Origin of the sequence: Actinomadura chokoriensis (genome assembly GCF_041463665.1) — a bacterium.
GTDB classification, from domain to species: Bacteria; Actinomycetota; Actinomycetes; order Streptosporangiales; family Streptosporangiaceae; genus Spirillospora; species Spirillospora chokoriensis_A.
Genome location: NZ_JAXCEJ010000014.1, coordinates 200,040 through 212,548, shown reverse-complemented (window position 1 = coordinate 212,548; position 12,509 = coordinate 200,040). Strand labels below are relative to the sequence as shown.

The following is a 12,509-nucleotide window of genomic DNA, read 5'->3' as shown; positions in this document are numbered from 1 at the left end:
CCCAGCACGACCTCGACGAGATCGCCCGCCAGCTCAACGGACGCCCCCGCCACACCCTGAACTGGAAAACCCCAGCCCAAACACTCAACGAGTACCTCGTTGCAACAGCCGCTTGACATCGCCAGGCCGGATAACAACAACATGCCGCAAGTCAACGTGCCTGTCGCGGGTGCCGGGCCGAGGGCGATCCGATGTGGCGTGTCTTGCGAAGGAGGGCTGAGGCCAGTAGGTACTGCGCGGCCAGGTAGGTGGCCATGACGATCACGCCGTGCAGCGGCAACCGGGGCAGGTCGCTGAGGTCGACGCCGATGAGGGAGTCCGAGAGCAGGAACAGCAGCCCGCCCGTCCCCGCCCGGGCGCTGAAGCCACGCGCGGTCAGCGCACTGACCAGCAGCAGCAGCGAGTAGGCCGCCACCGGCGGCCCCATCGAGCCGAGGCCGGGCCAGATCACCGCGATGCCCGCCGCCCAGCCCAGCCCGTACAGCAGCGGGATCAGCGGAACGCGCCGCAGTCTGCGCAGTGCGCCCCGGCGGACGAAACAGCCGATGTAGCAGGCGTGCGCGGCGCCGAACGACACCATCCCGGGGATGAACATCCCGTCGATGGACAGCAAGACGTCTCCGCCCCAGGACAGCAGCAACGCCGCCAGCAGCCCCCGGGACCCGCCGCAGGCGGCCGCCCACGCCGCCAGCAGCGGCAGCAGCATCGCCTTGGTCAGCGCGTCCCATGGCCCCAGGTCCGCGGCCACCAGCAGCAGATGCAAGGCCGCACAAACCCAGAACCCGGTCAGCAGCCACCGTGCGGACGGCGGCGGACCGGCCGGGAGATCACTGTCGCGCACGCCGGGAACCCCCACTGTCTCCATTTCGGAAGATTCTCCCCTGGGCCCCCTGAGGCGCCAGGATCCCGGCGCAACGGAGAAGCCCGCACCCTGATCGACCGCGGAGGCTTCGGCCCTGCCGGGATGGGGCAGGCCCCCGCCGGGAGTCCGGCGAGGGCCTGTGTCAGCGGATCAGAAGGACTCTTCGGGCAGGTCCATCACGTCGAGGGTGGTGGCCTCGGTGATGGCGCGGTCGGACGCCAGGCGCGGCAGGACGGTCTGGCAGAAGAACTGCGCCGCCGCGAACTTGCCGTTGTAGAACGCCTTGTCGGAGTCGGAGACGTCCCCGCCGCCGAGCGCGGTCAGCGCCACCTCGGCCTGGCGGAGCAGCAGCCAGCCGACGATGAGGTCGCCGAGGGCGAGGAGCAGGCGGGAGGTGTTGAGCCCGACCCGGTACAGCTCCTTCGGGTTCTCCATCGAGCCGAGCGCCCACCCGACCATCGGGGTGAGGATGCCCTGGACGTCCTCCAGCGCGCGGCCGAGCATGGCCCGCTCGTTCTTCAGCCGGCCGTTGCCGGCCTCGGAGGCGGCGAACGCCTTGATCTCGTCGGCGAGCACCTTCAGCGCCTCGCCGTTGTCGCGCAGGATCTTGCGGAAGAACAGGTCCTGGCCCTGGATCGCGGTGGTGCCCTCGTACAGGGTGTCGATCTTGGAGTCGCGGATGTACTGCTCGATCGGGTAGTCCTGCAGGAAGCCGGACCCGCCGAGGGTCTGCAGCGACTCGGCGCCGAGCAGCGCGTACGCCCGCTCGGAGCCGAAGCCCTTGACGATCGGCAGCAGCAGGTCGTTGATCTTCTCCGCCTGCTCGTCCTTGCGGCCCTCGTGCTCGGCGATCTGCACGGCGTCCTGGTAGGACGCGGTGAGCAGCACGAGCGCGCGCATGCCCTCGGCGTACGCCTTCTGCGTCATCAGGCTGCGCCGGACGTCCGGGTGGTGGGTGATCGTGACGCGCGGGGCGGTCTTGTCCGCCATCTGCGTCATGTCCGCACCCTGGACGCGCTCCTTGGCGTACTCCAGCGCGTTCAGGTAGCCGGTCGACAGGGTCGCGATGGCCTTGGTGCCGACCATCATCCGGGCGTACTCGATGACGAGGAACATCTGCTTGATGCCCTCGTGCACGTCGCCGACCAGGTGACCGATGGCGGGGTGCTTCTCGCCGAAGGTCAGCTCGCAGGTCGTGGAGACCTTGAGGCCCATCTTCTTCTCGACGTTCGTGACGTAGGCGCCGTTGCGCTCGCCCAGCTCGCCGGTCTCGACGTCCACCAGGTACTTCGGCACGAGGAACATCGACAGGCCCTTGGTGCCGGGGCCGGCGCCCTCGGGACGGGCCAGCACCAGGTGGAAGATGTTCTCGGACATGTCGTGCTCGGCCGAGGTGATGAAGCGCTTGACGCCCTCGATGTGCCAGGTGCCGTCCGGCTGCTGGACGGCCTTGGCGCGGCCGGCGCCGACGTCGGAGCCCGCGTCCGGCTCGGTCAGCACCATCGTGGCGCCCCACTGCCGCTCAAGGGCCAGCTCGGCGAACTTCTTCTGCTCGGGCGTCCCGATGTGCCACAGGATCTGGGCGAAGCCGGGGCCGGAGGAGAACATGTAGACGGCCGGGTTGGCGCCCAGCACCTGCTCGGAGACGGCCCACGTCAGGGAGCGGGGCGCGCCGCTGCCGCCGAACTCGGGCTTGAGGTCGAGCCGGTACCACTCGGCGTCCATCCACGCCTTGTAGGACTTCTTGAAGCCTTCCGGCATCTCGACGTTGCCGGCGGCGGGGTCGAACTTCGGCGGGTGGCGGTCGGCGTCCTCGAAGGAGTCGGCGATCGGGCCCTCGGCCAGCCGGTTCACCTCGTCGAGGATGCTGCGGGCGGTCTCCTCGTCCAGTTCCGCGTACGGGCCGCTGCCGAGGAGGTCCTGGCGCCTGAACACCTCGAAGAGGTTGAACTCCAGGTCCCGGAGGTTGCTCTTGTAGTGCCCCATTCGAGACTCCGTTTAGCTCCGGCGGCGCCGGCGGCCCCGCTGCGTACTGGCTAGTAACTCGCCATCATGCTACCCGCTGGTAACCAGTGGCAACCACTCAAACCGGCCGGATCCGGAAGGGTGCACGGCCATCGATATCACGCCAGAGCGCCTCGCGTGACGCAACTCACGAGGTCGTGCCGCTCCCGTGCGCCACCCACCGGACCCTCCTCCGGGCGGCCGGACGGTGGTGGGAAGATCGGGCGGGGGGCTTGACCATCGTGAGGCACGAGGAGGTGCGCATGAACCACGAGGAGCCCGAGACCCCGAGGCTCACCGTCATCGGGACCGGCTACCTCGGCGCCACGCACGCCATCTGCATGGCGGTGCTCGGCTTCGAGGTCCTCGGCGTGGACGTCGACCAGCACAAGATCGACAGGCTGGCGTCCGGCGAGGTCCCGTTCTTCGAGCCCGGGCTGCCCGAGCTGCTCGGCAAGGCGCTCGACTCCGGCCGGCTCCGGTTCACCACCTCGTTCGAGGAGGCCGGCGCCTTCGGCGACGTCCACTTCGTGTGCGTGGGGACGCCGCAGCAGGCCGGTTCGGACGCCGCGGACCTCTCCTACGTCGACGCCGCCGTCCGCTCCCTCGCCCCGCACCTGCGCCGCCGCGCCCTCGTCGTCGGCAAGTCCACGGTGCCGGTCGGGACGGCCGCGCGGCTCACCGGCCTCGTCCAGGACCTGGCGCCCGCCGGGAAGGACGTCGAGCTGGCGTGGAACCCCGAGTTCCTGCGCGAGGGCTTCGCCGTCGACGACACCCTGCGCCCCGACCGGATGGTGTTCGGCGTCACGTCCGACTGGGCGGACGAGCGGCTGCGCGCGGCGTTCAAGCCCGTCCTCGACCTCGGCACGCCGGTCGTCCGGACCGACCTCGCCACCGCCGAGCTGGTCAAGGTCGCCGCCAACTCCTTCCTCGCCACCAAGATCTCCTACATCAACGCGATGGCGGAGGTCTGCGAGGCGGTCGGCGCGGACGTCAAGGACCTCGCCGACTCGCTCGCGCTGGACGACCGGATCGGCGGCAAGTTCCTCAAGCCCGGACTCGGCTTCGGCGGCGGCTGCCTCCCCAAGGACATCCGCGCGTTCGCGCACCGCGCCGAGGAGATCGGCGTCGGCCAGGCCGTGTCGTTCCTGCGCCAGGTCGACGCCATCAACCGGCGCCGGCGGGCGCGCACGGTCGACCTCGTCCGGGAGCTGCTCGGCGGCGACTTCGCCGGCAAGCGCATCGCCGCGTGGGGCGCGGCGTTCAAGCCCAACTCCGACGACATCCGCGACGCGCCCGCGCTGGACGTGGCGCACACCATGCACGAGCTCGGCGGGGACGTCCGCGTCTACGACCCGGCCGCGCTCGGCAACGCCCGCGGCGCGTTCCCCGAACTGCGGTACGGCGAGAGCCCGTTCGACGTCGCGCGGGACGCGGACGTCGTCGTCCTGCTGACCGAATGGTCGGACTTCCGGGAGGTCGACCCGCGGGCGCTGGCCCAGGTCGTCCGGCAGCGGCGGATCGTGGACGGGCGGCACGCGCTCGACGCCGCGCAATGGCGCGCGGCGGGCTGGGAGTACCGCGCGCTGGGCCGCTCGTAGCGGGAATTCCCTGCCGTACGGGGCCGTTGGCGACGGTGAGGGCATCACCCTCCCGGACGAGGTGCGCCGTACCCGGATTGCGAAGACGACGCGTGACCACCGCCGTCTCGCACCGGGAGCACGATCATGGCCTGGATCCTCGTCATCGTCGCCGGCCTCTTCGAGGTCGCCATGGCCCTCTGCCTGAAGGGCAGCAAGGGCTTCACCGAACCGCTGCCGTCCGTCGGATTCCTCGTGTTCGCCGTGACCAGCTTCGGCCTGCTCAGCCTGGCCCTGAAGAACCTCGACGTCGGCACCGCCTACGCCGTCTGGGTCGGCATCGGCGCGGTCGGGACGGCCACGCTCGGCATGCTCGTCATGGGCGACCAGGTCTCCATCGCCAAGGTCGTCGCACTGGCGTTCATCGTCCTCGGCGTGGTCGGCCTGAACCTCGCCGGGGGCGGCGGCCACTGAGTGTGGCCGCAGATGGCCACACCGCCCTGCGGTTCGCAGGTCACGGACACTTTGCCGGAACGTAATCTCCCGTAACAGCGTCTATGGGACGAGAGAGCGCGGGGAGTGCTCCGACACGGGAGGGACCGGTCTTGGTCTTCAAGAAGCTGCGGCAGGCGATGGGCATCGGCGGGCCGTCGATCGAAACGATCCTGCACGACCCGAACACGACGCCGGGCGGCGTCGTCACCGGAGAGGTCACCATCATCGGCGGCCAGTACAACTCCGACATCAAGGCGGTGAACCTCGCTCTGCGCACCAAGGTGGAGGTCGAGTCCGGCGACAACGAGTACACCTCCAACCTCGAGTACGCCAAGATGCCCGTCGCCGGCGGGTTCAGCTTGCAGGAGGGCGCGCGGCACGGCATCCCGTTCCAGATGCCCATCCCGTGGGAGGCTCCGCTCACCCACATGTACGGACGCCAGTTGCACGGCACCACGGTCGGCATCGCGACCGAACTGGAGGTCGCGGGGGCGCTCGACCCGGGCGACCTCGACCCGATCGCCGTGCACCCGCTCCCCGCGCAGGAACGCATTCTCGTGGCGTTCTCCAACCTCGGTTTCCAGTTCCGCAACGCCGACTGCGAGAAGGGCCGCATCTGGGGCGTCCACCAGGAGCTGCCGTTCTACCAGGAGATCGAGTTCTACCCGCCGCGCCAGTACGCGCGCGGCATCAAGCAGCTCGAAGTGACGTTCGTGTCGAACCCGCACTCCATGGAGGTCGTGCTGGAGCTGGACAAGCGCGGCGGCGTGTTCACCGAGGGGCATGACGCGTTCAGCCGGTTCACCGTCGACTACGCGACCGTCGAGCACACCAACTGGGAGCAGCAGCTCGACGGCTTCCTGCAGGACGCCGGGCGCCGCCGGGGCTTCTTCTAGACGTCCGCTTCCAGACGTCCGCGAAAGATCCCCTCCGCGACGTTGATCGCGGAGGGGATCGCCGCGTAGAAAGAGGTTCCGTGCCCCAGCCCCCCGGACTGAACAACGCGGAACGGCGGCTCTGGTCCGCTTTCCCCACCGGCGCGACCGTCGTCCTCGGCGACGACCTCCCCGCCGGGCCCGACCCCGACCGCATCGTCCGCGCCGAGACCATCGCCCGGCTGCTGCTCGGCGCCGGCGAGACCCGGGCGGGCGCGGTCGCCGCCGTCCGGCTCCGCGGCGCCTACATCACCGGACGGATGGACCTCAAGGGCGGCACCGTCGAGCACGAGCTGCGCCTGGAGCACTGCCGGCTCGTCGAGGAACCCGACTTCTCCAACGCCGAGACCCGGCAGCTGCGGTTCTCCGACTGCCGGATGCCCGGCTTCGACGGCGGCGGCCTCCGCGTGGACGGCTACATGAGCCTGTCCGGGTCGCGGATCGAAGGCTCGGTGCGGCTGCCCAGGGCGCAGCTCGGCGGCGGCCTGCGGATGAACGGCACGCGCATCATGGTGACCGACCCCGAACAGTGGGCGGTCTTCAGCGGAGGTCTCGTCGTGGACGTCGGCGCCTTCATCCGGGAGGCCGAGATCACCGGCGGCGTCCGGCTCGTCGGGGCGCGGATGAACGGCGGCCTGTTCATGGAGGGCACCACCCTGGCCAATCCCGGGCGACTCGCCCTGGACGGGCAGAACATGGTGGTCGAGGACACCGCCGAGTTCAGCAACGGCTTCACCGCGCTCGGCACCGTCCGGCTGCGCAGCGCCCGCTTCAACGGCATCCTGTCGTTCAGCCGGGCGCGCCTCGACTCCACCGACCCGGCGCGGATGGCGCTGCACGCGAGCCACATCCAGGCCGACGAGCTGCTCCTGTGGCCCGAGGAGAAGATCCGGGGCCGGGTGTCGCTGTCGTACTCCCGGATCGACTTGATCATGGACCATCCGTCCGTCTGGCCGGACGAGCTGTACCTGAACGGCATGACGTACCAGACGCTGCGCGGCGCCGAGTTCAAGGACCGGCTCAGCTGGGTGTCGCGGGACAAGGAGTTCCACCTCCAGCCGTACGAGCAACTCGCCTCCTGGTACCACGGCATCGGCCACGACGACCTTGCGCGCAAGGTGCAGCTCGCCAAGCTGCGGGCGCGCCGCCGCGGCCTGAACCCGGTCGGCAAGGGGTGGAACCACGTGCTGGACTGGACGGTCGGCTTCGGCTACCGGCCGTGGCTCGCGTTCGCCTGGTTCGCCGCCCTGCTCGCCCTCGGGACGACGGTGTTCTCGATCGAGAAACCCCGTGCGATCAAACCGGGCGACGAGCTCCCGGCGTTCCACGCGCTGATCTACACGCTGGACCTGCTGATCCCGCTCGACACGTTCGGGCAGCAGCTGTCGTACGACGCGGTGAGCTGGTCCCGCTGGGTCGCCTACGGGCTCGTCACGACGGGCTGGGTCCTCGCCACGGCCCTGATCGCGGGGGTCACGCGCGTCCTGCGTCCGAACTAACCCGCCGTCCGAGGCGTCCATCCGGATAGGGATCGAGGAGAATGGGGCTCCATGGGCACGTATCTGATCACGGGGGCGACGGGCGGCATCGGCACGGCGGTGGCCGAACTGCTGCGCGAGCGCGGGCACGACCTGATCCTCACCGGCCGCTCCGCCGAGCGACTCGAAGGGCTGGCGAAGAGGCTGGAGACCGGCGCGCACGCCGCCACCCAGGTCATCAACCCCGGCGCGGTCACCTCGCCGCCGCGCAACGCGTCCGTCACCACGGTCCCGCTCGACCTCACCGAGCCGCGCCGCATCGAGGCGTCCCTCGCGATGTCCGGGATCCCCGCGCGGCTGGACGGCGTCGTCCACGCGGCGGGCATGGTGCACCTGTCGCCGGTCGCCGAGCTGGAGGCCGACGAGTGGATCGAGCACCTGTCGGTCAACCTCGTGTCGGCGGCGGAGCTGACCCGGCTGCTGCTGCCCGCGCTGCGCGCCGCCGAGGGGCACGTCGTCTTCGTGAACTCCACCGCCGGGCTGCGCGCGAACCCCGAGTGGTCGGCGTACGCGGCGAGCAAGTTCGGGCTGCGCGCCCTCGCCGACTCGCTGCGCGCGGAGGAGACGTCCCTGCGCGTCACGACCGTCTACCCGGGCCGGACGGCCACGGAAATGCAGCGCAGGGTGCGCGCCCAGGAGGGCCACCCGTACGCGGAGGACGACTTCGCCGCTCCCGGCACCGTGGCCCGCGTCCTGGTGGCCGCCTTGGAGACGCCCCGGGACGCGGTCGTCTCCGAGGTGACCGTCCGCCCGAACTAGCTCCGGCGCAGGAACCAGGAGGCGAGGACGCCGCCGAGCAGCCCGAACAGGTGGCCCTGCCAGGAGATGCCGGGATCGCCGGGGATGACGCCCAGGATCATCGTCCCGTAGACGGCGACCACGGCGACCGCGATGCCGATGTCGAGGAGCCGCCGCTCGAAGATCCCGCGGCCGACCAGGTAGCCGAAGAAACCGAAGATCAGGATGCTGGACCCGAGGGTGTTCGCCGAGCTGAGGAACCACACCCCGAGCCCGCCGACCACGATGATGATCAGGCTGGCGGCCAGGAACTTGGCGATGCCGCGCGCCGCCGCGATGAACCCGAGGATGAGGAACGGCAGCGTGTTGGCCATCAGGTGCCCGAAGCCGGCGTGCATGAACGGGGCGGTGAAGATGTCCGGCAGGTCGTTCACGTCGCGCGGCTGGATCCCGAACCGGTCGAGCCAGCCGTTCGTCGTGTAGTCGAACGCCTCGAGCACCCACATCACCGCGGTCACGGAACCGATCAGGATCAGCGACGACAGGGCGCGGACGCCGTGCTTCGCGAACTCGTCGGAACGTTGCCGGTCGGGGGTGTAACTCATGTCTTCCACCGTAGGTCTGGGCATGGCTGAACCGTCAACGAGCGGGGCGTCCGGAAGGTGCCACCGAGCATTTCCGGCATAGTGGACGGATGCGCGCAGCGATCTGTGAAGAACTCGGCTCTGTCGTCGTGACGGAGACCGACTCCCCCGTCCCCGGGCCCGGTCAGGTCCTCATCACCGTGGAGGCGGCGGGGGTCAACTACGTGGACGCCCTTTTCGTCCAGGGCCGGTACCAGATCAAGCCGCCGCTCCCGTTCGTGCCGGGCAGCGAGGTGGCGGGGACGCTCCCGTCCGGCGAGCGCGTCCTCGCGATGTGCGGCCTGGGCGGTTTCGCCGAGAAGGTCGCCGTGCCCGCCGCGTCCGCCGTCCCGATCCCGGACGAGCTGGACTTTGCGTGCGCCGCCACGTTCACCCAGAGCTACAGCACGGCCCTGTTCGCCCTCCGCGACCGCGCCGGCCTGCGGCCGGGCGAATCGGTGCTCGTCCTCGGCGCCGGCGGCGGCGTCGGCCTGGCGGCGGTCCAGGTGGCGAAGACTTTGGGCGCCCGGGTCCTGGCAGCCGCCTCAACGCCGGAGAAACGGGAGGTCGCCCGTAGCGCGGGCGCCGACGAGACCCTCGACACGGCCGACGACATCAAGACGGCCGCCCGCGCCTGGTCGGACGGCGGAGTGGACGCGGTCTACGACCCGGTCGGCGGCGCGCTGGCCGACCCCGCCCTGCGCGCGCTGCGTGAACGGGGCCGTTACGTCGTGATCGGGTTCGCGTCCGGGGAAATCCCGTCCCTCCCGCTGAACCAGGTCCTGCTGCGCAACCGCGCGATCGTGGGCGTCGACTGGGGCGCCTGGTCGATGACGAACCCGCTGGACCAGCGCGCCCTCCTGGACGAACTCCTCGCCGTGGTGGCGAAGGGGGACCTCACCCCGGTGCCACCCCGCACGGCGGCACTGGCCTCGGCGTCCGACGTCCTGGACGACCTGCTGCACCGCCGCGTCGTGGGCAAGGTGGCCCTGCTCCCCTAGGGCTCCGCTCAGCGGGCTCTCCCAGGTGGGCTCGTCTAGGCGGCCGACGCGTGCTCCGACTCGGACGCGTCGCCGCGCACCACGATGACTGGCAGGGGCTTGCGGACCGGGGCCTCGGCCGTCCGCCGCAGGTAGCGGCGCTCCTCCGGGGTGGTCCCGCCCCAGATGCCGTCGGGCTCGCCCACCTTGAGCGCCCAGGACAGGCACTCGGCCTTCACGGGACAGTTCGCGCAGATCGCCTTGGCCGCGTCCTCCTGCGCCTGGAGCACAGGCGCGGAGTAGCCGATCGGGAAGAAGAGGTCAGGGTCGGCACCGCGGCAGATGGCGTGGTCGGTCCAGTGTTCCTCGTTCTCGTCGTTCTCGTGGCTGTGCATTCGCTTCTCCCTGCGCCGCGACGAGACCACCGTGCGGTTCTCCTCGGACGGGGTGGTCTCCACTCAACGTAGTACTACATCCCGTAGTACTACAAGACATGCGTGAACGTTGCAACTTAGCGTCCGGATAACCTGTGAGGTGTGCAGCGTGATCAAGAAGTGACCTTCCGCGAGGCGACGTCGGCCGATCTCCCCCAGATCGTCCGGCTCCTCGCCGACGATCCCCTCGGTTCGACCCGCGAAACACCGGGGGAGGAGATCCCGGAGGCCTACTTCACCGCCTTCGCCGCGATCGAGAAGGACCCCTGCAACGCCGTGATCGTCGCGGAGGTCGACGGCGAGCTCGCCGGCACCCTGCAGCTGACCTACATCCCCGGCCTCACCTACACCGGCGGCGAGCGCGCCCAGATCGAGGGCGTCCGCGTCGCCGCCGAGCAGCGCGGCCGCGGCGTCGGCCAGCTCATGATCAACTGGGCCATCGACCAGGCCCGCGCCCGCGGCTGCCGCGTCGTCCAGCTGACCACCGACCGCCAGCGCCCCGACGCGATCCGCTTCTACCAGAAGATCGGCTTCCGCCCCTCCCACATGGGCATGAAGTACCCCCTCACCGACCAGTAGCGCCCGCGTGCTCGGCGGGTCAGGCGCCGGGGAGGGACAGGTGGCGAGGGTTGGCGACGGTGAGTTTGTCCGCTATCGAGGCGCGTACCGCTTCGTTCACCTCGTCCATCCGGGCGTCCAGGGTGCCTTCGCGGATGGCCTTGGCGAGGTCGGCGTCGGTTTCGCAGTTCAGGTTGCGCAGGCGTTGCTCATGGGCGGTCTTGTGAGCTTCACCTAGGAGGAGTTCGCGGCGGGCTATGCGGAGGGCCGACGCCGCTACGCGGGAGTGGAAGCGCAGGCGATCGTCCGGCTGGTCGGCCTGAAGCAGGAAAGCGCCCACTGCGTCTATGAGGGTGGACGCGTTCGGACGGTCGTGTGGTGGTGCGTCACTGGTCTGCGCGGTTTCCAGGGGGTCTTGGACGGTCGTGGGTTCCGTCAGGCCCAAGGCCAGGAGTAGGTCGTGCTCCTGTTCGCAGACCTTGCGCCCGAGGACGGCGTACTCGATCGACAGGTCCGAGCCGTTCAGGTAGCGCTCGGCCTGGTGGCGGCACAGGATCGTCCAGCGGAGGGTGCCGTAGACCTCCCACCAGTGGAGTTCCTCCAGGGTGGGCGGGGTGCCGCCGGCGTCGGCGTAGCCGGCGAGGAGGTCCTCGCGGGAGCCGAAGCCGCCCACGGGGTCCGGGGAGCCGAAGCGCCAGGCCTTGGCGCAGAGCCAGCCGAGGTCTTCGGCCGGGTCGCCGAGGTGGGTCAGCTCCCAGTCGAGGACGCCCCGCACGCCGGTCTCGTCGATCATCAGGTTGCCGTTGCGGAAGTCGCCGTGCACGACCGCCTTGCGGCCGGACGCGGGCGGGCGGTGGTCCGCCAGCCAGCGGAGTGCCAGTTCGACGGCAGGGCGGGACTCGAAGTTCGCGTAGTGCTCGGCGAGGGCGTCGAGGGGGTCGGCGTCCGGGAGGTCCGGGACGGGCGACATCGTGTGCAGGCGGGCCAGGATGGCGCCCAGGTCGCGGGCCAGGCGCGGGCGGACCCCGGCGAAGCGGTCGTCGCGCAGGAGGCGGCGGGGGATCGTCTCGCCGGGCAGCCGCTCCATGATCAGGAAGGGCGCGCCGGCCAGGTCGCCGCCGTGGTCGGCCAGGGCGGGGACGGGGACGCCGGCCGCGGCGGCGGAGGCGAGCAGGGCGGCCTCGCGGGCCATCGCGGTCGGGTCGAGCGAGCCGGGCGGGTCGCGGCGCAGGATCAGCTCGCGGTCGCCCGCGTCGAACGACCAGGTCTCGCGGCTCGCGCCGCCGGACAGGCGGCGCAGCCCGGTGATCTCCGCGCCGAGGCGGGCCGCCAGCGCGGCCTCCACGGCGGTCACGCGCGGGCCGCGTGCTGGGCCGCGGCGAGGTCGCGGAGCGGGTCGCTGCCCCGGGAGTCGGCGTACTCCTCGATGCGCGTGATCCGGCCGGCGGACACGGTGGCGAACAGGCACGCGGCCATCTCGACCGGCGTCCCGTCCGGGAGGGTCCCGCGCAGGACGTGCCGCTGGACATAGCCGTCCGGCAGGGGGTCGCGGCGGATCTCCTCGTAGCGGAAGCCCTCCAGGTTGCGCGACAGCCAGCGCAGCGTGCGGAGGTTGTCGTCGACGCTCTGCTCGGAGCCGCCGCCGGGGCCTTCGTCGTTGTGCCAGATCCGCGCGCCCGGCGCGTAGAGGGCGCGCAGCGCGTCGACGTCCCCGGAGGTGATGGCGGTCATGAAACGGTCGGCGAGTTCCACGGGTCTCCTT

At 70.8% G+C, this 12,509-nt stretch carries 13 protein-coding genes, 1 pseudogene and 1 riboswitch; of the genes and pseudogenes, 8 read left to right on the top strand and 6 right to left on the bottom strand.

From position 1 onward, the window contains the following. Nucleotides 1–116 (top strand): annotated as a pseudogene (locus SM418_RS37965) (IS30 family transposase); the annotation flags it as partial. A gap of 35 nt (nucleotides 117–151) precedes the next feature. Here the strand turns inward: SM418_RS37965 and SM418_RS22355 are convergent. Both SM418_RS22355 and SM418_RS22350 read right to left on the bottom strand, forming a co-directional pair. Further along, nucleotides 152–841, bottom strand: coding sequence for a lysoplasmalogenase (locus SM418_RS22355; protein ID WP_371966108.1), 690 nt, complete (start codon nucleotides 839–841; stop codon nucleotides 152–154). Between the two features lie 171 nt (nucleotides 842–1,012). After that, nucleotides 1,013–2,848 (bottom strand): acyl-CoA dehydrogenase, encoded by a 1,836-nt coding sequence (locus SM418_RS22350; RefSeq protein WP_371943034.1) that lies wholly within the window; start codon nucleotides 2,846–2,848, stop codon nucleotides 1,013–1,015. A gap of 281 nt (nucleotides 2,849–3,129) precedes the next feature. On the opposite strand from SM418_RS22350, the gene SM418_RS22345 reads away from it, so the two are divergent. The 5 genes from SM418_RS22345 to SM418_RS22325 all read left to right on the top strand — a co-directional run bounded on the left by SM418_RS22345 (nucleotide 3,130) and on the right by SM418_RS22325 (nucleotide 8,173). Then, nucleotides 3,130–4,467 (top strand): UDP-glucose dehydrogenase family protein, encoded by a 1,338-nt coding sequence (locus tag SM418_RS22345; RefSeq protein ID WP_371943035.1) that lies wholly within the window; start codon nucleotides 3,130–3,132, stop codon nucleotides 4,465–4,467. 29 nt (nucleotides 4,468–4,496) lie between these two features. Next, a riboswitch (guanidine-III (ykkC-III) riboswitch) is annotated at nucleotides 4,497–4,562 on the top strand. 31 nt (nucleotides 4,563–4,593) lie between these two features. After that, nucleotides 4,594–4,920, top strand: coding sequence for a DMT family transporter (locus SM418_RS22340; RefSeq protein ID WP_371943036.1), 327 nt, complete (start codon nucleotides 4,594–4,596; stop codon nucleotides 4,918–4,920). A gap of 131 nt (nucleotides 4,921–5,051) precedes the next feature. Further along, the gene (locus SM418_RS22335) at nucleotides 5,052–5,837 is read left to right on the top strand and encodes a sporulation protein (RefSeq protein ID WP_371943037.1); all 786 of its coding nucleotides are present in this window, start codon (nucleotides 5,052–5,054) and stop codon (nucleotides 5,835–5,837) included. Between the two features lie 80 nt (nucleotides 5,838–5,917). Next, nucleotides 5,918–7,375 carry a hypothetical protein gene (locus SM418_RS22330; RefSeq protein ID WP_371943038.1) on the top strand — a complete coding sequence of 486 codons (1,458 nt, stop codon included), beginning with the start codon at nucleotides 5,918–5,920 and terminating at the stop codon, nucleotides 7,373–7,375. Between the two features lie 51 nt (nucleotides 7,376–7,426). Next, nucleotides 7,427–8,173, top strand: coding sequence for an SDR family oxidoreductase (locus SM418_RS22325; RefSeq protein WP_371943039.1), 747 nt, complete (start codon nucleotides 7,427–7,429; stop codon nucleotides 8,171–8,173). Here the strand turns inward: SM418_RS22325 and SM418_RS22320 are convergent. Next, on the bottom strand, nucleotides 8,170–8,757 hold the full coding sequence (locus SM418_RS22320; RefSeq protein ID WP_371943040.1) for a rhomboid family intramembrane serine protease: 588 nt from the start codon (nucleotides 8,755–8,757) through the stop codon (nucleotides 8,170–8,172). The two genes, SM418_RS22325 and SM418_RS22320, sit on opposite strands and share 4 nt — an antisense overlap. 89 nt (nucleotides 8,758–8,846) lie before the next feature. On the opposite strand from SM418_RS22320, the gene SM418_RS22315 reads away from it, so the two are divergent. Continuing rightward, nucleotides 8,847–9,776, top strand: coding sequence for an NADPH:quinone oxidoreductase family protein (locus SM418_RS22315; protein WP_371943041.1), 930 nt, complete (start codon nucleotides 8,847–8,849; stop codon nucleotides 9,774–9,776). Between the two features lie 35 nt (nucleotides 9,777–9,811). On the opposite strand, the gene SM418_RS22310 is transcribed toward SM418_RS22315, so the two are convergent. Next, complete coding sequence (locus tag SM418_RS22310) at nucleotides 9,812–10,213, bottom strand: WhiB family transcriptional regulator (RefSeq protein ID WP_371943042.1); 402 nt, start codon at nucleotides 10,211–10,213, stop codon at nucleotides 9,812–9,814. A 96-nt stretch (nucleotides 10,214–10,309) separates the two neighbouring features. Here SM418_RS22310 and SM418_RS22305 point away from each other — a divergent pair, with 96 nt between their 5' ends. Beyond that, a complete protein-coding gene (locus SM418_RS22305) occupies nucleotides 10,310–10,768 on the top strand; it encodes a GNAT family N-acetyltransferase (protein ID WP_371943274.1) in 459 nt (152 codons plus the stop codon). A 19-nt stretch (nucleotides 10,769–10,787) separates the two neighbouring features. On the opposite strand, the gene SM418_RS22300 is transcribed toward SM418_RS22305, so the two are convergent. Beyond that, entirely contained in the window at nucleotides 10,788–12,101 is a 1,314-nt protein-coding gene (locus SM418_RS22300; protein ID WP_371943043.1) for a phosphotransferase family protein, read from the bottom strand. Continuing rightward, nucleotides 12,098–12,499: a nuclear transport factor 2 family protein gene (locus SM418_RS22295; RefSeq protein ID WP_371943044.1), complete on the bottom strand. Its 402-nt coding sequence runs from the start codon at nucleotides 12,497–12,499 to the stop codon at nucleotides 12,098–12,100. Before SM418_RS22295 ends, SM418_RS22300 begins: the two co-directional genes overlap by 4 nt. Between the last annotated feature and the right edge of the window lie 10 nt (nucleotides 12,500–12,509).